The sequence below is a fragment of the Singulisphaera rosea genome (assembly GCF_054877945.1).
Map to the genome: position 1 here is coordinate 36437 of NZ_JBTYIP020000045.1, position 24561 is coordinate 60997.

Genomic DNA, 24561 nt, shown 5'->3' on the forward strand with positions numbered 1-24561 from the left:
CTCATGCGAGCGATCTGCTTGTCAATTCATCGCCCTTGGCCCTGGCAACTATTTTCTGGGAACAACGAAAATAGTTATAGAATATTAATATGTTTAGGCATTTTTGGTTCGAGCCCTGCCCGGGCCGCGGTCCCATTCGCCGGCTCCGGGGCGTGCATGGGACGCAGCGTCGTCTCTTGATGCACGACCGAGCCTTGCGGCGCCGGGGTCGTCGGCTTCACCCTGAAGAGCAGGACGTAGAGCGCCGGCAGGTTGATGAGGGTGAGGAACGTCGCCACCGTCAGCCCTCCCATGATCGCGATCGCCATGGGGCCCCAGAAGACGCTTCGCGTCAAGGGAATCATCGCGAGGATGGCGGTCGCGGCGGTCAGCAGGACCGGCCGTGCCCGACGCACGGAAGACTCGATGACGGCCTCCCAGGCCGACATCCCGCCCGCCAAGTCGTGCTCGATCTGGTCGATCAGGATCACCGAATTCCGCATGTCCATCCCCGCCAGGGCGATGACTCCAAGAAGCGCGTTGAAGCCGAAGGGGGCGTGAAAGAACAGCATGAAAGCGACCGCTCCGATCAGCCCGAGCGGCGAGATGGCGAACACCAGGAATAGCTTCTTGAAGCTCTGCACCTGGGCCATCAGGAGGGTCAGCATGACGAGGATCATCAGGGGGAACACGCCGAACAGCGCGTCGTTGGCCTTCTGGCTCTCCTCGACGGCGCCTCCCGTGTCGATCCGATAGCCCGAGGGGAGCGCCGACTTGACGGCTTCGAGGCGGGGGAGGATGGCGGCCGTCACGTCCGGGGCCTGCACGCCGTCGACCACGTCGGCCCGGACCGTCAGCACGGTGTCCCGGTTCCGCCGCCAGAGGATGGGCTCCTCCTGCTCGTAGGAAAGGGTCGCCACCTGGGCGAGCGGCACGGCCTTGCCGGCCGGCGTGATGAGGGTCAGGTCGGGCAGGGAGTCGAGCTTGAGCCGCTCCTCGGGGATCGCCCGGGCCACGACGTCGATGAGCTCCCTCCCCTCGCGATACTGGGAGACCGTGGTGCCGATGAGCAGGGTTTGCAACGTGAGGGCGGCGTCCATCGGGGTGAGCCCCAACAGTCGGGCACGGTCCTGGTCGAGCTTCATGCTCACCACCTTCGAGGACTCGTCCCACTCGAGCTGGGTGTCCCTCGTCTTCGGCTCCTCTCGGACGATGTCACGGACCTGGTACGCGATCTGTCGGACCCGCGCCGGGTCGGGTCCGACGACCCGGAACTGGACCGGGAATCCGACCGGAGGGCCGAAATCAAGCCGGACGACGCGCCCTCGAGGGAGGGCGAACTCCCCGTCCGAGCTGAAAAGCGTGAGCAGCTTCGACCGCAACCGCTCGCGAGCCTCGGGGCCCTTGGTGAGGATCACAACCTTGGCGAAGTTGGCGTTCGGCAGGTCGGGGTTCAGCGCGAGGTAGAACCGGGGCGAGCCGGCCCCCGTGTAGGCCGTGAAGTGGGCGATGTCCTCGTCGCCGACGAGCCGCTTCTCGAGCTTCGCCACCTCCGCCTCGGTCGCCGGGAAGGACGCCCCCTCGGGCAGCCTCAACTCGACCATCAACTCCGGCCGCGACGATTGGGGGAAGAACTGCTGCTCGAGCTTCCCGAAGCCGACGACCGCGGTGGCGAAGCCGAGCACCGTGATCCCGACGACGGCCACGGGACGCCGCACGCAGGCGGTGATCGCCCAGCGGAGTCCCCGGTAAAAGCGGGTGTGGTACGGGTCGTGGTGCGGCCTGTGGCTATAGTCAGGGAGCAGCTTTACCCCCAGGTATGGAGTAAAGACGACGGCCACGCACCACGAGGCAACCAGGGAAATCCCGACGACCCAGAAGATCCCGCCGGCGTATTCGCCGGCGACGGACCTGGCGAACCCGATCGGGAGGAACCCGGCCACGGTGATGAGCGTCCCCGACAGCATGGGGAAGGCCGTCGACGTCCAGGCGAACGTGGCCGCCCGCACGCGGTCCCACCCTTCCTCCATCTTCACCACCATCATCTCGACCGCGATGATGGCGTCGTCCACCAGCAGGCCGAGGGCCAGGATCAACGCCCCCAGGCTGATGCGGTCGAGGTTCATTCCCGACGTATTCATGACCACGAGGACGATGGCGAGCACGAGCGGGACGCTGAGCGCCACCACCACGCCGGTGCGCCAGCCCAGGCTCAGGAAGCTCATCACCAGGACGATGGCCAGGGCCTCGAAGAACGACCGGATGAATTCGCCGACCGACTCCTCGACCACGTGCGGCTGGAAGGCGACCCAGTGGACGTCGATCCCGGCCGGGAGGTCGGCCTTGATCCGCTCGAGCTCGGCCTCCAGGGCATGCCCGAGATGCAGGACGTTCCCCCCCTCGACCATCGCCACCCCGAGGCCGACGGCCGGCATGCCGTTGTGCCGCATGGTGAACGTCGGCGGGTCTTCATATCCCCTGCGGACGTCGGCGATGTCCCCGACGCGGAACACTCGGCCGCCGGCCTGGACCGGCACCGACCGCACCTTCTCGGCGGCGTCGAACGGCCCCTCCACCCGGACGTAGACCCGGTCGGTCGGCGTGTCCACGCTCCCCGCCGGCGTGACCGCGTTCTGCTGCCTGAGGCTCTCGAAGACCTGCTGCGGCGTGACTCCGAGGGTCGCCAGCTTCTTGTGCGAGAACTCGACGAACACCTTCTCCGGACGGTCGGCGATCAGGACGACTTTGTTGACGTCCTTGACCCGCAGGAAGCGCTGGCGGGCATCCTCGGCGACTCGCTTGAGCTCGGCCGGGGAATAGTCCGCCCCCGTGAAGGCGTAGACGGCCGAATAGACGTCGCCGTACTCGTCGTCCATGATCGGCCCGCGGACCCCTTCGGGCAAGGTGCTCCGGATGTCGCCGATCTTCTTGCGGACCTGGTACCAGGCGTCGGGCACGGCTTTCGGCGGGGTCGTGTCCTTGAGCCAGACCTGGATCAGGACCCGGCCGGGTAGGCAGTAGGTCTTGAGGTAGTCGAGATAAGGGGTCTCCTGGAGCTTCTCCTCGATCGGGTCGGCCACCTGCCTTTGGACCTCCTCGCTCGTCGCCCCGGGCCATTCCGCCGCGACGACCATCGTCTTGATCGTGAACGAGGGGTCTTCCGCCCGCCCGATCCCGACGTAGGCCTGCACGCCGGCGGCGCCGCAGGCCAGGATGAGGAAGAGCACGAAGGCCGGATGCTTGACGGCCCATTCGGACAGGTTGAGGCCCTTCATCGTCGGTCCTCCCAGGGGAGCACGGGCACCACCGGGTCGATCTTCTGGACGCCGGCCGTCACCACGAGGTCGCCCGGCTTGAGGCCCTTGGCGATGACCACCGACTCCTGCCGATACTCCCGCACCTCGACCGGCGTCAGCGTCGGACGCCCGGCCTTGCGGCCCACCACCCAGACCGCCGGCCGATCCCCTCGACCGGAGAGCGACGAGAGCGGGAGCACGAACCCTCGCGCCGCGTGGTTCGGTGCGAGGTGGACCGTCGCGGTCATGCCGAGCTCGACCTCAGGGCCGGCGCCCGGCATCGAAAAGCGGGCCTGGTAGGTCCTCGTCGTCGGGTCGGCGCTCGGCGACAGCTCGCGAAGTTGCGCGGGGATGGACTTGCCCGGGCTCGACCACAGTGTGACGCTCGCCGGCGCCGACCGTGCCACGTCGACCCGGTTCTCGGGCAGGCTGACCACCGCCTCTCGCCCCCCATCCCGGGCGAGTCGGGCGACCGGTTGTCCCTCGGCCACGACCTGCCCAACCTCGACCGGCAGGGCCGTGATCACCCCCGCGGCCTCGGCCGCCAGGGTGCAGTAGGAGAGCCGATTCCGCGCCAGGGCGAGCATCTTGGTGGCCCGGTCTCGCTTGCCGAGGGCCACGTCGCGATCCGACAGGGTCTTGTCGAACTCCGACAGGCTGGCCGCCCCAGACTTCCGCAATTCGACCCGGCGTTCGTGCTCGACGATCGTGACCTTCACCTCGGCCTCGGCCGCGACGAGATCGGCCTCGGCCGCCTTCACGGCGAGCTCGTAGTCCTCCGCGTCGAGCCGGTACAGCGCCTGCCCGGGCCTGACCCGCTGGCCAACCTCGACGTGTCGGGTCACCACCTTCCCGCCGACCCGGAAGGCCAGGTCGGTCTCGTAACGGGCCCGGACTACCCCCGTATACGTCTGCTCGGAACTCGTCCCCTCGTCGCGAACCTCCTGGACGCGGACGTGCCGGGGAGTCGGCTCCGACCCGACCTTGGCGCTCGAGCTGACGGAGCCATGCAGCCGGTCTCCCGCGATCGTGACAACGGCCGCCGATCCGATGACGCCCGCAACGATCATAAACTTCAGTCGCGCATGCATATTGTGACCTTTTATGGGTTGTATCTACAACAAATGGGGCCACAGGCGTACCGCCGAACTTACGCTGGTCGGCGGCACGCTCAGTCGGTGTGCGTCCTGAGGCCGAGCCGTTCGGCGATCTTGTGGAGGGCGTCGACGCCCGATTCGCCGAGCAGGCGACTGGCCTCGGTCTGGGCGGATTCCCAGGCGGAGTGGGATTTGGCCAGGACCTTCATCCCCTCCGGCGTGACCCGGAGCACCTGGTTCCTTCCCCCATCGGGGGGGGCCGACTCCAGCCAGCCCTTTCGCTTCATGATCTCGACATCGCGGCTGAGCGTGGACTTCTCCAGGCGGAGCAGCCGGCAGATTTCCGCGGGCCGGGCCTCGCCCATCCGGGCCACCGCGACCAGGATGTTCCCCTGGCTCACCCTCAGGCCGTGGGGCCTGAGCGCCTCGTCGTAGATCGCCGTCAGTACCCGGTTGATCAGGCGCACTCGCACGGCGATGCAGTCGGAGGCGATCCGGCCGATGACTTCGGGAGTGGGGATATTCCGCTTCATAGTTAAGTTGTATATACGACTTCGGCCGGAGTCAAGTCCGCTCGCGATTCGTTGTGCGGGGACCGGGCGAGCCGCCCCGGATGGGGCAGCTCAGGAGAGCACGCCCTTGATGACGGATCCATGGACATTGGTGAGACGTCTTTGGATGCCGTCGTGATAGAAGGTGAGGCGTTCGTGGTCGATGCCCAGCAGGTGGAGGACGGTCGCGTGGAGGTCGTAGGTCGTCACCGGATCCTTCACCGAGGCGTAGCCGAGCTCGTCGGTGGCCCCGAAGGCGAAGCCCTTCTTGAGGCCGGCGCCGGCGAGGATGTTGGTGAAGGCCTGGGGGTGGTGGTCGCGTCCTCGGCTGAGCTTGCCCTGGTCGGCCTGGGCGAACGGGGTCCGGCCGAATTCGGTCGAGATCATGACGAGGGTCGAGTCGAGCAGCCCACGCTGCTTGAGGTCGCGGATCAGGCCGGCGACGGGATGGTCGATGCGGCGGGCCTCGCCGGTATGGCTCTTGTAGCCGAGGCCGGTGATGTCCTCGTGGGCGTCCCAGGAGATGCCGTCGCCGGTCCAGACCTGGACCATCCGGACGCCGCGCTCGACCAGCCGCCGGGCGATCAGGCAACTGCGGGCGGCGTCGCGGCACTCGTCCCGGTCGAGCCCGTAGAGCGCCCGGATGTGCGCAGGCTCGTCGGCGAAGTTGGTCGCCTCGGGGATCGCCGACTGCATCTTCGCCGCCAGCTCATAACTCCGGATCCGGGCGGCCAGGGGGTCGGTCTGGGTCTGGGACTCGAGATGGATCGCGTCGAGCTCTTTGAGGAGCCCCAGTCGTTTCGATTGGAGCGAAGCCGAGGCGCCCCCGGCCGGCTGGAGATCGAGGACGGGGGGGCCTCCGCGGGTCTGGAAGGCGACCCCCTGGTGTTCGGCGGGGAGGAAGCCGCTCGCCCAGTTGAACGCCCCGCCCGCCGCGCTCGGGATCCCTCGGGCGTCGGGCAGGACCACGAAGGCGGGGAGGCTCTCGGCCTCGGTCCCCAGGCCGTACGACAGCCACGACCCCATCGCCGGGAAACCCATCTGGCGGAACCCCGTGTTCGCCTGGAAGATCCCCGGGATGTGATTCGCCGTCTCCGCGACCATCGAGTTGATCACCGTCAGCTCGTCCGCCACCCCGGCCAGGCCCGGGAACAGGTCGGAGACCCAGAGGCCGCTTTCTCCACGCTTCTTGAACGCATAGTGCGCCTTGTGGAGCCGGCCGACCTTGCCGAAAAACACGTCGGCCTTGCCGAAGCGCTCGGGCATGTCCTTGCCGTGATACTTCTCCAGCTCGGGCTTGTGGTCGAACGAGTCGACGTGGCTGAGGCCCCCGCCGAGGAAGATGTGGATGACGTGCCGGGCCTTCGGCTCGAAGTGGGTGCCGGGATGGTTTGGCGCATCGGCGACGGCCGCGCGGAGGTCGCCCCCGCGCAAGAGGAGGTCGGCCACGGCGACCGCGGGCAATCCGAAGACGGCGTCGCGGAGGAAGTCTCGGCGAGTGGCCTGGGACGGCCACGTCTCGGGTTCGCGATCCATGGGGAGACTCCTCGGGACGTGGGGCCGATCGCGTCAGTTGATGAACAGGAATTCGTTCGCGTTGAACAGGACGAGGCAGAGCTGCTCGAGCCCGTTCTCGTCGAGGAACGCGCGGGAGGCCCGACGCTCTCGGTCGTCCGGGGCCCGGGCGAAGGCCAGGTTCCAGGCGCGTTCGACCTGCCGGCCGGCGTCATGGCCCGCGTCGCGGCGGAGTCGCTCGGCGAACCGCTTCGCGCACGCTTCCATGAAGGCGTTGTTCGACAGCGAAAGGGCCTGGATCGGCGTGGTCGTGCGGGTCCTCTTGGGCGACATCACCGAGGGGTCGGGGCAGTCGAACGCCTCGAGCATGGGGAGATTCCCCGAGCGGGCCCAGAGGCGATAGATCGTCCGACGGTTGACCGCGTCGGAGAACTCGCCGGTCGGGCCGCCGAACTCGTAGCTGGAGTTGGCCCCTTGCCGGTTGAGGGCGACGTCGAGGAAGCTCGGCCCGCCGACGGTCGGGTTGAGGGCGCCGGCGACCGCCAGGGTGGCGTCGCGGACGGCTTCGCCCTCCAGCCGCCTCCGGTTGGCCCGCCAGAGCAGGCGGTTGTCGGAGTCGACCCCTTCGGCGCGGTCGTTGCGGACCCTCGAGTCCTGGCGATACGTGGCGGAGGTGACGATCAGGCGGTGGATGTCCTTCACCTTCCAGCCCCCCCCGATGAACCTCGAGGCGAGCGAGTCGAGGAGCTCCGGATGGCTGGGGCGGCCCCCGTTGAAGCCGAAGTCGCTCGGCGTCTCGACGAGCCCCTGGCCGAGGTGGTAGTACCACAGCCGGTTGACGAAGACGCGCGCCGTCAAAGGGTTGCGCGGGTCGGTCAGCCATCGGGCGAGGGCCTGGCGGCGCTTCGCCTCGGGTGCGTTCGGGACCAGGGCGAAGTCGCCCGAGACGCCGGAGAGGGCCCGGAGTCCGGCCGGGGCGACGACCTCGCCGGGCTTCCGGTAGTCGCCCCGCTCGAGCACGGCATAGGCCGGCGGCTGTCGGGGGACGACCACGTGCGCCACCCCCGCGAACTTGGGCTGGTCGGGAGTCGCGCGGAGATTGATCATCGCGCGCTCCTTCGCCCCCTGGTTCACCCCGCCGAGCAGGGCGGCGACCTGGTAGTATTCTTTCTGCGAGATCGGGTCGAACTTGTGGTCGTGGCAGCGGGCACAGTGGATCGTCAGGCCGAGGAAGGCCTGACCGAGCGTGCCGACGAGGTCCTCCAACTCGTCGAACCGCGCCGCCTTCTGCATCTCGGTTGAGCCCTGCTCGTGCGCGACCATGTCCCAGGTCCCGCAGACGAGGTAGCCGGTGGCGATCAAGGACCCGAGGTCGTCCGGGTGCAGGACGTCGCCGGCGATTTGCTGTCGGACGAACTCGTCGAAGCGCATGTCGCGGTTGAATGCCGAGATCACCCAGTCGCGATAGCGCCAGGCGTTGTCGCGGACGTGGTTCCGCTCGAACCCCTGGCTCTCGCCGAACCGGACGACGTCCAGCCAGTGCCGCGCCCAGCGCTCCCCATACTGGGGGGACCTAAGGAGTTGATCGACGAGCGCCTCGTAGGCCTTCGGGTTACGGTCGGCGACAAACCGCTCGACCTCCTCGGGCGAGGGGGGGAGGCCGGTCAGGTCGAACGAGAGGCGGCGGATCAGGGTCCGCCGGTCGGCTTCGGGTGCGGGGTGCAGGTCCTTCGCCTCGAGTCCGGCGAGGATGAACCGGTCGATGTCATTCCTCACCCAGCCGTTGTCGCGGCAGGCGGGGGGCTCGGGCTTCCGGATCGGCTGGAGCGACCACCAGTCGTAGCCGCCCCGCCGGCCGGTCGTCGCCAGGAACGGGTCGATTTCCGGCGTCCCCCACGTCGCCCCCGAGGCGATCCAGCGCCTGAGGGTTTTCACCTCGATGTCGCTCAGGCGAGGGCGGTCCTTGGGCATCTCCCCCGACTCGACGTATTCGCAGAGGAGGCTCTCGTCCGGCTTGCCGGGCACGATGGCCGGGCCGTTTTCCCCGCCGGCCCTGGCCTTGGACTCGGTCGAGAGGACGAGCTTCCCCTTCTGCAACGACCGGCCGTGGCATTCCAGGCAGTGCTGCGCCAGGATCGGGGCGACCTCGGCGTCGAAGGCCTTCGCTGCCTGTCCCGGATCGGCCAGGGCCGCGGGGCCGGATGGCCACGACCACGAGGCGACGACGGCCAGCGCCAGGCGCAAGACGAACCTCTTCGAGGGCCGGGCGTTGGACATGTCGGTCTGCCTCGAGGGAGAGGGAGGGATCGTCGAGGGACGATCAAGATTCGATGATCTTATCATCGGCCCCGAGATCGGGACAACACCCCGAGATCCGTCGATGGCGCCGCGGAGGCCGGGAAATGGAACGACCCCTCGACGCGTTGACGCGTCGAGGGGTCGTCGAGGGGAACCGAGTCGATGGATGGGCCGCTGACTTACTTGCTCTCGGCCAGGGCGGCCTCGATGGCCTTGGTGACGTTCTCCGCGTCCGGGGTCACCTTGGGCTCGAACCGGGCGATGACTTCACCCTTGCGGTTGACCAGGAACTTGGTGAAGTTCCACGCGATCGGGCCCTGGTAGGTCGAGGGGGTCTCCTTCGTCAGGTAGGTGTAGAGGGGGTGGATCCCCTCGCCCTTGACGACGATCTTCGAGAAGACCGGGAAGGTGACGCCGTAGTTCTTCGTGCAGAACGCCTTGATCTCGGAGTCCGAGCCGGGCTCCTGCTTGCCGAACTCGTTGGCCGGGAAGGCGAGGACCTGGAAGCCCTTGCCCTTGTACTTCTCGTAGACCTCCTCGAGCCCCTCGTACTGCGGGGTCAGGCCGCACTTGCTGGCGACGTTGACGACGAGGAGGACGTCGCCCTTGTACTTCGAGAGGTCGGTTTCCTGACCTTCGATGTTCTTCAGCTTGAAGTCGAGAACCGACATGGCCTTCTCCGCAGCCCAGCCCGCCGACACGGTCAGGCCCGCGACCAGGGCCAGGGCGAACATCGGAACGACGCGACGCAGCATGGTGGTGAATCCTCAACGTGGTATGTGGCCATCGCTCAAAACGGCCCATTATTTGGGCCCCTCCCCGCCAAATCAAGGGGGTCGGCCCCCGGTCGCCCTCCATGGTTGGAAACTTGATGATAGTCGAAATGGATTCCGTGGCCGACGTATTGTGAAGAAATGGTGTTGCGTTTTGTGGCGTGACGACGTGTTGAATTGGCCGCGTTTCGCGAAGCAAGGGCCTTGGAAATGCGGGCAGGTGTCGCCAAACGTTCCGGTCTCGGTGTTGCAATTCAACCGAAAATCGAATACGTGATAATATTTAAAGTAATAAAAATATTAGTGAATGATGATGTTCCGATGGGGCTGAAGGCCAGCGAGAGGGGAGGACTTCGACTGTGCCTCTTCGGTAGAAGAGGAGCGACGCGATTCGCGGGCGGCCGTTCAAAGTCGTCGCCGACCGTTGTGGAAGCTCTCGGGCGGTGCCATCCCTGCTCGAGCCCACCTTGGATGTGGATCGAGTCAAGGCCGATGGGCTCGATCCGATCAACGGGAGCCGCAGGACATGGCTATGTTGCAATCGCTTTGCACGCATCGATCGTTCATCCTTGCGACCCTATTGGCGTGGTCCCTCCAGAACCCGGGCGCCCCGGCGAGGGGCGAGGGGGCGGCGGTGCCGACGAGCACCGGGCCGGATGCGTTCACGTATCGCGAAGCCGACGGGAAGGCCCTCAAGGCCTACGTCTTCTCGCCGAAGGACGCCGGCAATAAGCGGCCGGCGATCCTGATGTTCCACGGGGGGGCGTGGACGCTCGGCGAGGCGGCGTGGTTGTTCGGGAGGGCCCGCGACTTCGCCGCGAAGGGGATGGTGGCGATCTCCGTCGACTATCGGCTCGCCCACGACCCGCTCTCGCCGATCGACGCGGTCGAGGACACGTGCGCGGCGTTCACCTGGGCCCGGGAGAATGCCGGTCGGTTCGGGATCGACCCGACGCGGGTCGCGGGGTACGGCGTGTCGGCGGGGGGACATCTGGTCGCCTGCGCGGCGACCCTGCCCACCATCCGCGAGCGGATGATCCCCCGGGACGCACGTCCCGACGCCCTCGTCCTGTTCTCGCCGGCCCTCAACATGGCTCACGACCCCTATTTCCAGGGACTCATGAAGGGGAAGGGGAACCCCGCCCGCTACTCCCCCTCGGAGTTCATCTCCGGCGCCCTCCCGCCGACCTTGATCCTCCAGGGAGAGGAGGATTCGATCGTACATACACCCGACGCGGTCGCCTTCCAGGCCGCCGCCGAGAAGGCCGGTGCCCGCTGCACGCTCAAGATCTACCCTCGCGTCGGCCACCTGCTCACGCGTAACCTCAAAGTCCAGTACAAGGACTTCGACGCCGACCCGGTCGCCGGCGCCGACGCCCTGCGCCGCGAAGAGGCCTTCCTCGCTTCGCTCGGCTACCTTCGCGAATGAACGCACGGCGTCACTCGATCGAGCGGTCGTCTCGAATCGAATCGAATGCGCCCACAACCGCCCACCTCGGTGACGGGACGGATAAAGAAGAGGAACGCAACGATCCGGAGATGAGGCAGGTAGACGAAGATGTAAATTTTAACGAATTCATTTGATTTTCATCTGCGTCTATCGGCCTCATCTGCGGATAAATTTTCCCTTCGCTAAATCCGTGTTTCATCGATGGCGCATTGAGCAAAGGCCACGTCCCGGCCCGCATCCTGCGGGCCGATTCGAGCGGTATGGAAGAGGATGTAAAGGAGGGCGGAGGGATCGGCGAGGACGTGTCGTCGGCCATCCGGGGCCGAGTTCCCCGCGGAGGGGAGTGGATTCGGTGAGGGCCGCCCGAGGGCGGGAGGACGATTCCGGACTTCGTTCGTCTGTACGTCAGCGGCCGATGGATCGGTCGGTATGGCTCATCGAGGTGATCAGCTTCATGAGCGCCTGGCTTTCCAGTTGTCGGACGCGTTCGCGGGTCAGGCTGAGGTTCTCGCCGACTTCGCGGAGCGTCATGGGGGCGTAAGGTTCGAGCCCGAAGCGCATCTTGATGACCGTCGCCTCGCGTTCATCGAGCGCCTCGAGTCCGGCGAGGACCAGTTCGAGGTCATCCGACTCGATCATGAGGGCGTCGGGCGACTTGCTCCGCTCGTCGGTCAGCATGTCGTCGAGCGTCATGCCGTCTTCGTCGGAGTTGTCCGAGTGCGGGGTCAGGTTGTTGATCCGGATCGCGTTGGAGACGATTCCGACTTTCTTCTTGGAGAGCCGGAGGGCCTTGCCGATCTCCTCGGGCGTCGGGGCCCGTCCCAGGCGCTCGGTCAGCCCGTCATTGACCCGCTTCCATTTCGAGAGCAAGGTCACCATGTAGGCGGGGAGTCGGATCGGCTTGCCGTTGTTCATGACGGCCCGCCGGATCGACTGCTTGATCCAGTAGCTGGCGTAGGTGCTGAACCGGATATCCCTCGTGCCGTCATACCCCTCGACGGCCCGCATCAACCCGAGGTTCCCCTCCTCGATCAGGTCCTCCAGGGACAACCCCTTGCCGAGGTAGCCCCGCGCCAGGTTCACGACCAGGCGGAGATTGGCCTTGACCATGTGGTCGCGTGCGTACGGATCGCCCGTCGCCACGCGCTCGGCCAGCTCCCGCTCCTCCTGCGCCGAAAGGAGCGGGGTGCTGTTGATGTCGTGAAGATAGATCTGCAATGGCGAGTAGTTGTTCAAATCTCGACGGTAGGCGCGGGCTGGCATCGCGGGTCGCTCCAAAGGTCGCCGTCGAAGCTTGCGGGAAGGCCGCAAGATGTGGGATCTCTACTCGGCACCCCAGCGTCAAAAAATCGGGCCCGATGACGGATCCGTGCGGCCGGTCGGCTGTCATTCAATTCGAGCCTAGGATGATAATTTCCGTTTGTCAACCGCTTAATTCTGTCATCTTCGGACCCGGCCCTTACACTCGTCTCCATCGCCTCTGCGGACCACATCGGCCTGTGGTTTTATCAGCACGAATTCATTGGATTTGAAATTGGGATGTCTGCGGTTCTTGGGGTGATTGGGTTGACAAAGCGATGCACGCCCTCGCCGGGGCGGCAGAATTGGGAAGGAGAGACGCTTTCTCCAGGTCTTGCTTCTTGTCTACTATGTCGGGTCGAACGCAAATCTGATCCGCATTGCCCGTCTCAAATTTCCTAGACTGTAGAAGCTTTGCAATCTTCTTGTTCTTGTGATTTTACGTAAAACCCTTTTTTTGACCGTGTCTCGTTGCGATTGAAGTCCAGTCCCAACACCCTGGAGAGGGGTGTTTCGGGCAGCCTTTCAGGTCATGTTGATATCGCCCAATCGGGCCAAACATTGCGGCCCGTTGGCGGATTGGATTGTTTCTGAAATCGTGATGATGTTTTTATGAAATGCGTGCGATCGGTCCCCCCGATCGGGCTCCGGTTGTTCCTCCGGGGGGAGGGTGAGTTGAGATCCCGTTTTCGCCTCGAGGTCCGTCGCCGAGCTCTCCCACCCGAGGCACCGTCGTGACGTCAGGACGACCGACGAGGCGCCGAGCTTTCCAAATTTTTCCGGACCAGTCCGGTCCTGGCGTCGGTTCCTTCCCGAAGATTCCCGAGGACCGTCGCGACGCCGAGCTCTCCCTACATGATGAAGTCTAGGTCACCGCGGGACTCTTGCCGGAAAAATTGGAACAATCGGATTCGAGCCGGCACCAATCTCGGGAGACCCGGAAGACGGTTCGCGGAGGATCGGGACGTTGTCGTGGGCACGATCGAGTCCTCCTCGACTCGATTTCGACGGTTACCCGCCTTCGCGTCGTCGACGAGGCGATCGGGGCCCAGGGGGTGAAGGTCCGCTGGTGGCAGCACGACACGTCCCTGGAACGAGGCCGGCTCGCCGATTTGCTGGAGAACCTCTCGAGGCAGACGTCCCTCGAATTCCGCCGGCTCGAGCGTCCGGTGGAAACCTGGGCGGTCGTCGAGGAGTGAAAGGCGAGGCGGATTTCTCGGGGTGGGTTTGGGTGGGTTTCGCGGGTTCGCCTCAACGACGGGCCGGGCCCCGGCCGATGATCGTAAATGACCCGCGGCGGTGTCAGGACGGCACCGCCCCGCCCGCGACTTGCACCCCGAAGCGATTCGGTTCTCGACAGACCGACCCACCGCCTTTACGGAAAGGATACCGGAATGCTGCGGTCGAAACTCGCGCTCCTGGCCGCCACCCTCGTGGCAGGCGTGGTGGGCTGCACCCAGTGCGACACCTGCGACGACTTCCCCGCCCCTTGCATCGGTGGCAACTGCGGTTACCACCACAACCAGCCGGGGCCCAATAGCATCTACACGGCCTCCGCGCCGAACCCGAACCAAGACTCCGGTGCGGTCCCCCCGCCGGGTGCTGCCCCCACGGCCCTGGCCAACGCGGCCCCGGCGCAGGCCGCCCCCGAGGCGGCCCCGATGCCCGCTCAGCAGCCGGCCCCCGCCCAGCTCGACGCCGCGACCGCCCCCGCGACCACTGCCCCCACGGATGACACCCCCCCCGTGCCGACGAGCATCGACTCTTCCCTCCTCCCCACGCCTTGATCGCCCCCCGGCCAACGCCCCCCAATGACTTCGGAAAGGCGGTTCCGCCGAGAAGGCGGACCGCCCGACCGAGTCTTCACCACTTCGATCGCGAGACCTTGCTCACGACCGATTTCGTCGGACTCCACGTTTTCCGGCTTGCCAGCCTCGATTGGCGGCCCGGCCGTGCTACTTCGGCGGTAGCGAGCCCACGAACGTGATCGCCTGGGAGATCAATCGTTTGCGGAGTGTCGCGTCGTCGTAGACGTTCGCACCGCAACGGACCCAGCCCGTCATCGGCCGGTCGCCCAACCGCATGGCGACGATCCCGTCGATCTGCAGCGCCCAGGCATCCTGACCTTTCCCCAGCCGGACGAGCATCCCGTCATCACGGGCGGCGCAGAGCAAGTGCCCGTCGAGCATCCACGCGAGCCCCCCGAACATCGCCTTCTCCGTCAGCCCGGGCATCCGGCCGATCTCTTTCTGGATCAACGCTTCCAGGTGCTTCTCGCGAGCCATGGCCTTCCATTCCTTGTGGACGAGAGCGAGTGCGGGAAGCGGGCAGGCCAAAGGACAGAGCCCGTCCTGGCCCTCTCGGTAAAGCTCGTTGGGCAAAGTCCATGAAGGCCTGTCGTCGATGATAGCAGGTTTCGAGAGACTCCTCGCGGATACCCCCCCCCCCGAGCCCTAGTCTGAAGAAGGCTTCACCACAAAGGCACAAAGAACCATCGAAGCAGGTCCGAAGGGGATTGGTCCTCTCTGGCCTCTCACCTTTGTGCCTTTGTGGTGAAACCCTCGAGCGGTGAGAGTCCGGTGGAGATCTGCGAGGAGTGTCGGATTCGAGAGGACGTGTCTTGTCGTTCCGATCCTGGTATGCCGGGATGTTGATCCTGGTTTTTTTGTTGACGCGGGGCGAGATTCCGGGACAATCGTTCGGTCTTTCACGGGAATCGTTCAGCAAGCCGGCGGCCCGGCTTTGCCCGATGCCGTGGTTCATCGGGAACGGTCGTCGGGACGATCGGGGCTCTCATGAAGCTCATCATCGCGTTGATTCAGCCCACCAAGCTCGAAGCGGTCAAGGAAGCACTCTCGCACGTCGAGGTCTTCCGCCTGACGGTCATGGACGTCCAGGGCTTCGGCCGGCAGAAGGGGTATACCGAGGTCTACCGCGGGCATGAGTTCACGGTGAATCTGCTCCGGAAGATCGAGCTGCAGATCGCGGTGAATGAAGACTTCGTCGAGCCGACCGTCAACGCGATCATCCAGGCGGGCCGGAGCGGGCCCGACGGGAAGATCGGAGACGGCAAAATCTTCATCCTGCCGATGGACGACTGTATCCGGATCCGGACCGGCGAGCGCGGGCCTGAGGCGATTTGACAACTTTCGGTCCGCTGACGCGGGACGGGAACGGATAGCAGCATCCCATGATTCGGGCGGTGATCTTCGACTTCAACGGCGTGCTCCTCGACGACGAGCACGTCCACTTCTCGTTATTCCGTGAGGTCCTCGCCCCCGAAGGGGTCGAACTGACACACGACCTTTACCACGACAAATACCTCGGCTACGACGACCGGGGCTGCCTCGAGACCGCCTTGCTCGACGCGGGCAAGGACGCGTCCCCGAGTCGGGTCGATGCGCTGATCGCCCGCAAGGCCGAGCGCTACTTCGAGGTCGCCGAGGAGGGGCTGAACTTCTTCCCCTCCGCGGCCGAGTGCCTCGCCGCGCTCTCCAAGCGTTGGCCGCTCGCGATCTGCTCGGGCGCCTTGCGCCCCGAGATCGTCTTCGCCTTGAAGCTCTTGCACGCGACCGATCAGGTCGCGGCGATCGTCTCGGCCGAGGACACGAGCCGAGGCAAGCCCGACCCCGAGGGATACCTCCTGGCCCTCGCCGCCCTCCGCAAGGTCCTGCCGGACCTCCAAGGCCAGGAGTGTCTGGTGATCGAGGACAGCCTGGCCGGCATCATCTCGGCCAAGGGCGCCGGGATGCACGCGGTGGGCGTCTCGAACACCTATGGCGTCGCGGAACTCGCGGACGCCGGCGCGGAGTTCGTCCTGCCGGGCCTGGTCCCGATGACCCCCGAATGGATCGACGAGCATTTCGCCTGAGTCCGGATCGGGGTGCCTGGTTGGGATTCTTTCGCCACGGATTGAACACGGATGAAACGCGGATAAGAAATTTGAAAATATCAAAGTAAAAATTTTGATATTTTATCTGTGTCAATCTGTGTCATCTGTTGATTGTTCGTTTTCCCTATATCCGTGCGACTCCCTGGACTAGGAGGCTCCGCCGTCTATGAGCGAATCCGTGCCTGCGCCGGAAGGGTCGGAACCGGCGGGATTACTCCTCTGCCGTGACCTGATCTTCACGTCCAAGATCACCGGGACGGCCCGGGAGCTGGGACACCGCGTCCTCGTGGCCGGGAACGTTGCCCTCGCCTCGGCGATGATCGAGCAGTGGCGCCCCAAGGTCGTCTTCGTCGACCTCTCGGCCGGCGATCTCGTCTCGATCCCCGCGCTGATCGCCTACCGCAAGCTCGCGACCCCCGAGACCCCCTTCGTCGCCTTCGGCTCCCACGTCGACACCCAGGCCCTCGCCGGCGCCAGGTCCGCGGGCTGTGACCCCGTCCTCCCCCGCAGCAAATTCTCGGCGGAGCTGCCCGACTTGATCCGTCAGTTTTTTGCGTGACAAGGGGGAGGGGAGGTGTTCACCACAAGGGCACAAAGACACAAAGTGCAGGAAATGCTTGGAAGTTAAAATTAAGGATTTTCACTTCTTGTATTCCCCTCGTGTCTTTGTGCCTTTGTGGTGAATACCTTCTTCTCCCCATCTCCCTACTTCGCAATCGCCCCAAGCCAGGTCGCGACGGCGACGGCCCCGGGGTCGGGGTGGCCGAGGGCGCGGTCGCCGAGGTAGCTGGAACGGCCTCGGCGAGGGGCGAGGTCGGCGGTGGCCTTTGCGCCCGCTTCGGCGGCGTGGGTAGCGGCGCCGAGGGCGGATTTGAGAGGTTGGCCGGCGTCGAGGGAGGCCATGAACGCGTCGGCCGCCGGTTGCAGGGCGTCGAGCATCGTCCGGTCGCCGACCTTGGCACCGCCGAGCTCGGCCACGGCCGTGCAGCCGGCCTGGAAGGCCTCGGCCCAGGCGCGGGGGTCGTTGGGTTTGAGCGATCGGAGTCGGGCCGAGGCGCGGAGGAAGAAAATCCCGTACAGGGCCCCGGACGTCCCGCCGAGCGTCCGTTGGAGCGTCAGGCCGAGCTCGTGCAGCGTCGCAGTCGAGTCGTCGAACGGATAAATTGCGTCCGACGACGAATCGGGCGGATCCATGCTGCGGGCCCCGCGTTCCAGGCTGAGGCCGAGGTCGCCGTCGCCCACGACCTGGTCGAGCTCCGTGAGATGCGGGGCGGCCTCGATCAGGGCCCGGGCCGCCTCGTGGATGGCATTTCGGAGTGCGATCCCGAGCGGCGTTATCGGGGCGGGGAACCGGCTCGGGGCTTCGGTTTGCGAACCTTCGGCCGATGCGACGGAGGAGCGAGGTCCCTGCGGACGCGCCTCGGCGTGCGACCAGGCCGGCGCCTGGGTCGGTGCGTCGAGCCGGGCCAGGCTCGCGTCGTCGACTCGGAGGACCGATAGGGAAACGCCCGCCATCTCCAGGGCCGAGAGGAAGGTCCCGACGTACGCCCGCTCGACCGCCAGGCCGCGTTCCTCGAGCACGGCCAGGGCGTGCCGGGCGACGATCATCAACTCCATCGTCGGCGTGGCGCCGAGGTTGTTGACGAGCAGGGCGACCCGGTCGTTTGGGCCGAGCCCGGCGTCGGCGACGATCGCGTCGAGCAGTTGTTCGACGAGCGCATCGGCGGGCTCGAGCGGCCCCCGGCGGACGCCGGGCTCGCCGTGGATCCCCAGGCCGAGCTCGATCTCCTCCTCGCCGAGCGTGAACCCGGGCTTGCCCGCGGCGGGGACCGTGCAGGGTGACAGAGCAACCCCCATGGTCCCGACGGCGTCTGCGGTGGTGCGAGCTTCGGCGGCGACCTCGGCCAGGCTCGCCCCGGCCTCGGCGGCCGCGCCGGCGACCTTGTGGACGAAGATCGTCCCGGCCAGACCTCGCCTCCCCGCGTTCTCCGACGTCGCGGCCAGGGCGACGTCGTCGGCCACGACGACCATCTCGACTGCCAGCCCTTCGGCCCTGGCCATCTCGGCGGCGAGCCCGAAGTTGAGGCGGTCCCCCGTGTAATTCTTGACGATCAGCAGGGCTCCCGGTGGGCCCGTCACCGCCCTGATCGCCGCGAGCACGGCATCCGGGCTGGGCGAGGTGAAGACCTCGCCCGCGACCGCCGCGCTCAGCATCCCGGGGCCGACGTACCCCGCGTGCGCCGGCTCGTGCCCGCTGCCCCCGCCCGAAATGAGGGCGACCTGCCGCCCCCGGACCACCTCGGCATCGGCCCGGACGATCACCGTCTGGCCCGGCACCCGGGCCAGGCCCGGGTAGACCGCGACCAAACCCTCGACCATCTCGTCGACGACCTCCACACGCCGGTTGATCAGCTTCTTCAACGGAGGGTCCCCCAACGAGAACGTGTACCGACCTCGTGATTCTGTTCCGAAACCCGGTGCTTTCTTCAACACCGGGTTTCTGACCCACTCGCCGCAGACAACCCCTTGCGGGACGTCGTGGATTCTCACAGAAACTCGGTTCTCAAGAAGAAGCCGGGTTTCGGGATAGGTGCTGCGAGGTCGGTCCACTCCGGACTCGAGATGCTTTCCCTCGCGACCCGCCATCGCCTTCCGCAAGGCCAACCCCAGGCGATGCCAACGATCTTGGGGCCTTGGTACTCGTTTGGCAAGGTGCCCCTGGGTGCCACGGGTTCCGTCTTCGGACCCCGTGCGGATCGGGCCCGGCTCAACGCATCGATCCTCAGGGAGTACCGACGACTTGGGCAGACACTTTGGAGGTCTCGATCGGAAGCGGGGCTCAGCACGGGCCATGAGAACCGGCTTCGACGAGCCCTACGCCCAAGCTCGACGCCGCCAGCCGAGCCTCGCCCGCACGGGGTCCGAAGACGGAACCCGTGGCACCCTCGACCTCCGTTCCTCCACCGATTTCGCTCCAGGAGCCGAGGACGATCACCGGGCCGTCGGGGCCGTGCCGTTGGATGCGGCCTCATTGGCGGCCGGCGGCGCCTGGGACGGGCGGCTGTCGGCCATGAACCTCGGGATCGAGTGCAGCGTCGGGGCGGTGTGCGGGATGTCGGTCGCGGGGGAGTGGGGCATGTGGCACGAGACGCAGTCATCGGCCGGGCTCTTGGCGAGGCGCTCGGCGGGCGCGAGCTTGCATCCTCGATCGGCGTGGCACTCGAGGCAGCGTCCCTTGAAATAGGCGACCCGCTCGGCGGGCTCCGGGCGCTTGTGGGGGTCGTGGCAGGAGGTGCAGCCGAGTCGCCCCTCGCTCTTTTGATAGCAGCGACTCTCACGCATCTGCTCGACGTGCCCGATCGCCTTGAGGCCTCGGCGAGGGTCGGTGGAGGCCGGGTTAACCGCCACGAACTGGTGGAACGAGAGGCCGGGGCGATAGTCGAACGGCGAGCGGCCGGGATGGGCGAGCCGGGCCGACCCCTGGAAGTGGCACTGTTCGCAGACGGACTCGCGGAGCGCGACGTCGAGGTCGACCGGGTTCACGATCGTCAGGTCCTTGCCTTTGCCCGTTCCCGAGGCCTGTGCGGGGTTCTTGGCGTGGAGCTCGCCCGGCCCGTGGCAACGCTCGCAGCCGATCGAGAGGCCCTGAAAGACGGGAGGCCCGTTGGCGGGGAGCGCGACCTGGTTGCTGTGGCAGAAGAGGCAGTCGATCAGGATCCGGCGGTCGAAGTGCAGGTTCCCGTCGCGATACCCGGGCGCCAGGTCCCAGCGATGCCCCTCGGTGTACCAGGCGAGGGGGGACTGGAAGAGGTCATTCCCGCGCTGGACGAGGAACGAGTATCCACGCGTCCCGGACCCGAGGGCGAAGCGGATGAGGCCTTCGTCGACGCCGAGCTCCTTGCCATCCTTGTCGCGACGGGTTTCGCGGTGGAAGACCTGGCCGTCGCGACGTTCGATCGAGTAGTCGAGGTCGTCGACCGTGAGGACCTTCCCGCCGACTTCGGCGAAGACCTCGTTCGCGGGCGCCATCGAACGGCCCATCGGATGCTGATGGAACGTCTTGGAAATCTCGGCATGACACTTGGTGCAGACCGCGTCGCCGACGTAGGCGACCCCGCGCTCGGTGTTTTTGTAGGGGGAGAGGCTGGTCGGCACCAGGTGTCCTTCGGGGACGGTCGGCCCCGGGATCTCCTGGTGGGTCTGGGTCCACGCAAAGTAGCCGGCGGCGAGGACGACGACGACCAGCAAGGTCCCTTGAAGGGCCCGAGCGGCCGGAGAGCCGGGGGTTCTCGACTCGGACACGAAGGGCCTCCTTCGAGGTGGCCCGGCCGCGTCGCCGGGCGTCAGGGCTTGGGGTTCTGATCCTTGGAAGATGCTCCGGACGAGGCTTGGAGACGATAGAAGTTGGCCAGCCCCGCGTTCCCCTTGCGCTCGTGATGGTCGGCCAGGAGGCGGCTTGCGTCGGGGTTCCCCGGCTGCTCGCGGAGGACCTTCTCCGCCCATTGGACCCCTTCGGCCTCGAGGTTGTGGTCGAACATCCAGCGAGCGACTTCGACCTGGGCCTTATGGTCCTTGGGGTATTTGATGAGGTGGTCGCGGACGTCGTCGAGCCGCTCGAGCTCGGCGCGGAGCGTCTTCTCCGTGGCCAGCTCCTTCTCGGCCTCGGCGGTGCGTCCGAGTCGAGTCAGGGCGAGGCTGCGGCGATGCCGGATCGCGAGGTCCAGCGGGTTCAGGGCGATCGCCCGGTCGAGATAGGCGAGGGCGGAAGGGAAGTTGCCGTGCCGGACGTCGAGCTCGGCGAACTCCTTGAGCGCCGCGGCGTTCTTGGGGTCCAGGGCCAGGGCCCGCTCGAGGTGCTGGATCCCGGCGGCCTCGTCCCCCTTCTCCAACAGGTTCTGCCCGGCGCCGAGGTGGGCCGCCGCGTCGTCGGGCTTCAGCTTGAGGTAGGCTTCGTACTCCGTCGCCGCCTCGTCGTTGCGGTGCCCCTTGCGGAGCTCATTGGCGAGCCCGAGCCTCGCTTCCGGGAGCGTCGGGGCCCGCTTCACGGCCTCTCGAAAATCGTTGAGGGTGTCGATCGCCTCGGAGGAGGCCCGGCTGTCGATCTCGGCCCGCCAGAGGTAAGGCTTCGGGTCATTGGGCGCGTCGCGGGCCCAGCGCTCGATGACCTTGGCCGCCCGGTTGAGGTCGTAGGTCTTGAGGTAGACCCGCGCCAGGGCCTCGTCGATCTGAGGGTCCGGCCCCTGGGCGTTCTCGAAAGCCTTCCGCAACACGGGCTCGGCCTCGGCGAACCGGTCCATCTTCGAGGCGAGCATGGCCCGCAAGAGGTCGAGCTGGGGCGCGGCCATGTAGAGTTCGGCGGCCCGCTTCAGCCCGGCGGCGGCCTCGGCGGGCCGGTCGAACGCGAGGGCGACCCGGCCGCGGTAGTAGTGGGCCTCGGCCGAGTCGGGCTGCGCCTTCAGCCAACGGACCAGGGCGGTCTCGGCCGCCGGGTACTGGCCGGCGGCCAACGCGCGCCGCACCGCGTCCGCCTCGACGGAGGCCTTCCGCGACCGCAGCCAGGCCCCGATGCCGACCAATACGCCCGCGATGACCAGCACCGAGACGAGCTTGGCCTTATGCCCGGTCATCTGCATCGCCCACCTCGAAGCCGATCAGGAGGAGCATGCCCATTGGGGATCGCGCAGGTCCGATCCCCGGTGATCGAAGGGAAAACCCCACCGATTCTAGTGTCGCATGATTTTCCCGGGCGTCAACGATCGTGGGAGGATCGGCGGGCTGACGAGAGATGTGGGGCGGGTGCGCGGCCCGCCCGGCAGGAGCTTCGGACGTCATCCCTTCGAGGTGATGTCGCGTCGATACTCACTGCCGGGAAGGGCGGTCTCGATCGGTGAGACGATCAGCGACGACCTCGGCCCCTGGCGGAGCCCGCCTTCGGCGGCTCCGGCGGAGCCTCGGCGTCGGAGAGGTTGAAGTCGAGCTTGTTCGATTCGGCCTTGACGTCGGCCTTGAGGGTCGTGGTGCGGGCATCCCCGTATCCCGCGGGGATGAGGGACTTGGCTTCCGCCACGACTTTCCCGACGGCACCCGGCAAGATCTTGGGGCTGGTACTTCCCGTCACTCGCTTGAATTCCGCCGCCGCCTTCTCGGTGTAGTCTTCTTTGGAGACGACGGTCACCTTGTAATGGCCGGCCTGGGCTCCGTCGCCTTCGCTACCCATCGAGAGCTTGTACGAGCCGTTGGTGATGATGCCCGTGGCACCGTAGTTCTTCGACAGGTCTTCCGAGACGAAATTGATCGTACCTTTCTCGAGCGGACTGCCGTTGTAATTGACGATACCCGAGACAGGATAACGTTGGCCAAGGCCGTCGTCCGTCCCGCAAGAGGCGAGGACGAAGAGACCGGAAACGGTCAGCATTGCGAGAAGGCGCCTGGATCGGCGAGTTTCGAGAGATCGCTGATACAGGGATGGCATAGGTGTTCAATCCTGACTGGCAACAACTCGGGAAAGTGAAATGCGACGGCGAGCCGCCGCATGCCGACGAGAAGCCTTGCTCGTGGTGAAAACGGGGCGGTTGGGCCTGACCGGTGTATCAAGCCCAACCGCCGACTCGGATAGGACGCTGTGTGGGCGAGCTAGGGACGATGGCTCGAGCTAGGACTTAGTAGGCATCCGCACTGATGACCTCGCCGCCGGCACGGCTGCCGAGGGCGCAGTACGTGAAGATGTTGATCGTCGACTTGAGGAAGTGGACCGACCCGTCGACGAACAGGAAGTTCGCACCGCCCGGGTGCTTGCTCTTGAAGCCGACGTTCGCGTAGGCACAGCGAGACGCGAAGTTGGTGCTGCCCCAACCACCGGCCGTCGAGCAGCTCTGTCCGGAGGGGTAGTTGATGGGGATGGTGGTGCCATTCGCACCGGAGTTCCACTCCCACACGTTGTTGTCGGCGCGCTGGGCGGGCAGGCTCTCGCCGGCGCTGATGGTGTTGCTCGTGCCGTCGGTAACGCCCGCGAGGGTCACCGTCTGGCCATCATTGACGTCGAACATGCCGCGGAGCGAGCCGGTGTTCGGGCCGGTAGCCGTGCACGTGCTGACGCTGAGCTTCGTCCCTTGTTCGCCGGGCCAGCCGACCCACGGTTGTCCCGGGGCCGGGGGGAAGTTGTTGTAATTCGACTCGGTCGGGAAGATGGCACCGGGGGTGTTGCAACCGCTGCCGTAGTTATCCCCGTAGCTGACGAGGTAGTCGGAGACGGGGACCTGGACCGCGCCGCCGTTCGGGTTCGCAGGAGGGGCGCCGCCGGAGATGTCCTGGCCGTCTCCGTTGCCCGATCCGGAATTGCGGAAGCCCTGCTGATCGCCGTCGGAGGGGCAGGCCAGCATGCCGAGCCGGGTGTACCAGACGGTGGCGAAGGCCGGCATGTTGGTCGTCGTACCCGTCGAGAAGTTAATCGACGTGTAGATCGGGTTTTGCTCCGTGAACGGCAGGATCAGCGCGACCCAGTTCAACCCGTTGACGATGCCACCGCCGCCACTCGGGAAAGCGGGGTTGCCCATGGGATTTTGCGGGTTCGGCCACGTCATGGCGCCCATGCACCACATCGAGTTCGTGCTCTCGTAGTTCGCGAATGCGAGCCCGAGCTGCTTCAGGTTGTTCGTGCACTGGATGCGGCGGGCAGCCTCGCGGGCCGACTGGACGGCGGGCAGCAGCAGGGCGATCAGGACGGCGATGATGGCGATGACCACCAAGAGTTCGATCAGCGTGAACCCTCGGCGCAATGATGGCGTCGGCATTCTTTTCATCGATGCGATCCTTCTACGGCTTGGGATGACGAAGTACCTAATCTTACAGATGGGCCAAATCAATACCCATTTGGCCAATCTGCCGAAACTTACGTTCGGAAGAACGACGGACGTCGGTCCTTCAAACGTTAGAATCCTGCAAATCCGAGATCCTAGATCGCCCGCGGTGTGACACGTCTAAATTCGGCGTGTCATGCCGGGACGTTGATCCCAACGATTCAGCGATCACCGACCCTGAAGTCAGCCACACCAATGGGGGGGGGATGGGTGGTGCGGACGACTGGGCAGGCCTATCAATCCTGTGTCGAGTCTCTCCAGGCACAGTGGCCGACGAGACCCAGGGGAGCTTTTTCGGGGGCCTCGGGACTCTCGGTAGAGATCATCCCGAAACATGCGGCTGGGAAAACACGAAACTACGCCTGTTCGGCAAATCCGGCCGGCTGACCTCGCCGGCCCTCGACCTTCACCAGATAACATTCACATCGCCGCAACCGAAGAGTCGCACGGCGATTATGACGATCCTTGCTGCCCACCGGAGGCCAAACAAACGGAAAGTATCGATTGTTTGGGTGAGACCACGCGGATCTCTGAAGTTATGTTACGGGGTCAGGG

General features: G+C 66.1%; 19 protein-coding genes. 6 read left to right on the plus strand and 13 right to left on the minus strand.

The genetic code is table 11. The annotated features are described in order from the left end of the window. Positions 1-74: 74 nt before the first annotated feature. The 6 genes from ACYOEI_RS38790 to ACYOEI_RS38815 form a co-directional block, all read right to left on the minus strand. A complete protein-coding gene (locus ACYOEI_RS38790; protein WP_462855892.1) occupies positions 75-3254 on the minus strand; it encodes an efflux RND transporter permease subunit in 3180 nt (1059 codons plus the stop codon). Beyond that, complete coding sequence (locus ACYOEI_RS38795; protein ID WP_462855893.1) at positions 3251-4366, minus strand: efflux RND transporter periplasmic adaptor subunit; 1116 nt, start codon at positions 4364-4366, stop codon at positions 3251-3253. The genes ACYOEI_RS38790 and ACYOEI_RS38795 overlap by 4 nt, the downstream gene beginning before the upstream one ends. Before the next feature lie 80 nt (positions 4367-4446). After that, positions 4447-4905 carry a MarR family winged helix-turn-helix transcriptional regulator gene (locus tag ACYOEI_RS38800; protein ID WP_462855894.1) on the minus strand — a complete coding sequence of 153 codons (459 nt, stop codon included), beginning with the start codon at positions 4903-4905 and terminating at the stop codon, positions 4447-4449. A gap of 90 nt (positions 4906-4995) precedes the next feature. Continuing rightward, positions 4996-6459 (minus strand): DUF1501 domain-containing protein, encoded by a 1464-nt coding sequence (locus ACYOEI_RS38805; RefSeq protein ID WP_462855896.1) that lies wholly within the window; start codon positions 6457-6459, stop codon positions 4996-4998. 33 nt (positions 6460-6492) lie between these two features. After that, positions 6493-8715, minus strand: a complete 2223-nt coding sequence (locus ACYOEI_RS38810; RefSeq protein ID WP_462855897.1) for a PSD1 and planctomycete cytochrome C domain-containing protein — start codon at positions 8713-8715, stop codon at positions 6493-6495. 200 nt (positions 8716-8915) lie between these two features. Continuing rightward, the gene (locus tag ACYOEI_RS38815) at positions 8916-9491 is read right to left on the minus strand and encodes a glutathione peroxidase (RefSeq protein ID WP_462855898.1); all 576 of its coding nucleotides are present in this window, start codon (positions 9489-9491) and stop codon (positions 8916-8918) included. A gap of 544 nt (positions 9492-10035) precedes the next feature. On the opposite strand from ACYOEI_RS38815, the gene ACYOEI_RS38820 reads away from it, so the two are divergent. Further along, positions 10036-10938, plus strand: a complete 903-nt coding sequence (locus tag ACYOEI_RS38820) for an alpha/beta hydrolase (RefSeq protein WP_462855899.1) — start codon at positions 10036-10038, stop codon at positions 10936-10938. Between the two features lie 426 nt (positions 10939-11364). Here ACYOEI_RS38820 and ACYOEI_RS38825 read toward each other — a convergent pair whose 3' ends face one another. Further along, positions 11365-12222, minus strand: coding sequence for a sigma-70 family RNA polymerase sigma factor (locus tag ACYOEI_RS38825; protein WP_462855900.1), 858 nt, complete (start codon positions 12220-12222; stop codon positions 11365-11367). A 1091-nt stretch (positions 12223-13313) separates the two neighbouring features. Here ACYOEI_RS38825 and ACYOEI_RS38830 point away from each other — a divergent pair. Together ACYOEI_RS38830 and ACYOEI_RS38835 are read left to right on the plus strand one after the other, a co-directional pair. Further along, a complete protein-coding gene (locus tag ACYOEI_RS38830; RefSeq protein WP_462855901.1) occupies positions 13314-13457 on the plus strand; it encodes a hypothetical protein in 144 nt (47 codons plus the stop codon). Positions 13458-13652: 195 nt separating this feature from the next. Continuing rightward, positions 13653-14045: a hypothetical protein gene (locus tag ACYOEI_RS38835; protein ID WP_462855902.1), complete on the plus strand. Its 393-nt coding sequence runs from the start codon at positions 13653-13655 to the stop codon at positions 14043-14045. Positions 14046-14213: 168 nt separating this feature from the next. On the opposite strand, the gene ACYOEI_RS38840 is transcribed toward ACYOEI_RS38835, so the two are convergent. Beyond that, positions 14214-14543: a TfoX/Sxy family protein gene (locus tag ACYOEI_RS38840; RefSeq protein WP_462855903.1), complete on the minus strand. Its 330-nt coding sequence runs from the start codon at positions 14541-14543 to the stop codon at positions 14214-14216. A gap of 510 nt (positions 14544-15053) precedes the next feature. Between ACYOEI_RS38840 and ACYOEI_RS38845 the strand changes: the two genes are divergently transcribed. The 3 genes from ACYOEI_RS38845 (at position 15054) to ACYOEI_RS38855 (ending at position 16709) form a co-directional block, all read left to right on the plus strand. Next, on the plus strand, positions 15054-15401 hold the full coding sequence (locus tag ACYOEI_RS38845; protein ID WP_015247204.1) for a P-II family nitrogen regulator: 348 nt from the start codon (positions 15054-15056) through the stop codon (positions 15399-15401). A gap of 47 nt (positions 15402-15448) precedes the next feature. Next, positions 15449-16129, plus strand: coding sequence for an HAD family hydrolase (locus ACYOEI_RS38850; RefSeq protein WP_462855904.1), 681 nt, complete (start codon positions 15449-15451; stop codon positions 16127-16129). A 187-nt stretch (positions 16130-16316) separates the two neighbouring features. Continuing rightward, positions 16317-16709 carry a response regulator gene (locus tag ACYOEI_RS38855; RefSeq protein ID WP_462855905.1) on the plus strand — a complete coding sequence of 131 codons (393 nt, stop codon included), beginning with the start codon at positions 16317-16319 and terminating at the stop codon, positions 16707-16709. Positions 16710-16855: 146 nt separating this feature from the next. Here the strand turns inward: ACYOEI_RS38855 and dhaK are convergent, their stop codons facing one another. The 5 genes from dhaK to ACYOEI_RS38880 all read right to left on the minus strand — a co-directional run bounded on the left by dhaK (position 16856) and on the right by ACYOEI_RS38880 (position 23949). Further along, the gene (gene dhaK / locus ACYOEI_RS38860) at positions 16856-18571 is read right to left on the minus strand and encodes a dihydroxyacetone kinase subunit DhaK (RefSeq protein ID WP_462855906.1); all 1716 of its coding nucleotides are present in this window, start codon (positions 18569-18571) and stop codon (positions 16856-16858) included. Between the two features lie 570 nt (positions 18572-19141). After that, the gene (locus ACYOEI_RS38865; protein ID WP_462855907.1) at positions 19142-20452 is read right to left on the minus strand and encodes a cytochrome c3 family protein; all 1311 of its coding nucleotides are present in this window, start codon (positions 20450-20452) and stop codon (positions 19142-19144) included. A 41-nt stretch (positions 20453-20493) separates the two neighbouring features. Continuing rightward, entirely contained in the window at positions 20494-21777 is a 1284-nt protein-coding gene (locus ACYOEI_RS38870; protein WP_462855908.1) for a tetratricopeptide repeat protein, read from the minus strand. Between the two features lie 269 nt (positions 21778-22046). Then, complete coding sequence (locus ACYOEI_RS38875; protein WP_462855910.1) at positions 22047-22565, minus strand: hypothetical protein; 519 nt, start codon at positions 22563-22565, stop codon at positions 22047-22049. A gap of 244 nt (positions 22566-22809) precedes the next feature. Next, positions 22810-23949, minus strand: a complete 1140-nt coding sequence (locus ACYOEI_RS38880; protein WP_462855911.1) for a DUF1559 domain-containing protein — start codon at positions 23947-23949, stop codon at positions 22810-22812. Positions 23950-24561 lie beyond the last annotated feature (612 nt).

Bases quoted from the DNA above. Each gene is read 5' to 3' on its own strand.
- ACYOEI_RS38870 (WP_462855908.1), bottom strand. From the start codon at position 21,777: ATGACCGGGCATAAGGCCAAGCTCGTCTCGGTGCTGGTCATCGCGGGC.
- ACYOEI_RS38820 (WP_462855899.1), top strand. From the start codon at position 10,036: ATGGCTATGTTGCAATCGCTTTGCACGCATCGATCGTTCATCCTTGCG.
- ACYOEI_RS38815 (WP_462855898.1), bottom strand. From the start codon at position 9,491: ATGCTGCGTCGCGTCGTTCCGATGTTCGCCCTGGCCCTGGTCGCGGGC.
- ACYOEI_RS38805 (WP_462855896.1), bottom strand. From the start codon at position 6,459: ATGGATCGCGAACCCGAGACGTGGCCGTCCCAGGCCACTCGCCGAGAC.
- ACYOEI_RS38835 (WP_462855902.1), top strand. From the start codon at position 13,653: ATGCTGCGGTCGAAACTCGCGCTCCTGGCCGCCACCCTCGTGGCAGGC.
- ACYOEI_RS38845 (WP_015247204.1), top strand. From the start codon at position 15,054: ATGAAGCTCATCATCGCGTTGATTCAGCCCACCAAGCTCGAAGCGGTC.
- ACYOEI_RS38880 (WP_462855911.1), bottom strand. From the start codon at position 23,949: ATGAAAAGAATGCCGACGCCATCATTGCGCCGAGGGTTCACGCTGATC.
- ACYOEI_RS38855 (WP_462855905.1), top strand. From the start codon at position 16,317: ATGAGCGAATCCGTGCCTGCGCCGGAAGGGTCGGAACCGGCGGGATTA.
- ACYOEI_RS38810 (WP_462855897.1), bottom strand. From the start codon at position 8,715: ATGTCCAACGCCCGGCCCTCGAAGAGGTTCGTCTTGCGCCTGGCGCTG.
- ACYOEI_RS38800 (WP_462855894.1), bottom strand. From the start codon at position 4,905: ATGAAGCGGAATATCCCCACTCCCGAAGTCATCGGCCGGATCGCCTCC.
- ACYOEI_RS38825 (WP_462855900.1), bottom strand. From the start codon at position 12,222: ATGCCAGCCCGCGCCTACCGTCGAGATTTGAACAACTACTCGCCATTG.
- ACYOEI_RS38840 (WP_462855903.1), bottom strand. From the start codon at position 14,543: ATGGCTCGCGAGAAGCACCTGGAAGCGTTGATCCAGAAAGAGATCGGC.
- ACYOEI_RS38795 (WP_462855893.1), bottom strand. From the start codon at position 4,366: ATGCATGCGCGACTGAAGTTTATGATCGTTGCGGGCGTCATCGGATCG.
- ACYOEI_RS38790 (WP_462855892.1), bottom strand. From the start codon at position 3,254: ATGAAGGGCCTCAACCTGTCCGAATGGGCCGTCAAGCATCCGGCCTTC.
- ACYOEI_RS38850 (WP_462855904.1), top strand. From the start codon at position 15,449: ATGATTCGGGCGGTGATCTTCGACTTCAACGGCGTGCTCCTCGACGAC.
- ACYOEI_RS38875 (WP_462855910.1), bottom strand. From the start codon at position 22,565: ATGCTGACCGTTTCCGGTCTCTTCGTCCTCGCCTCTTGCGGGACGGAC.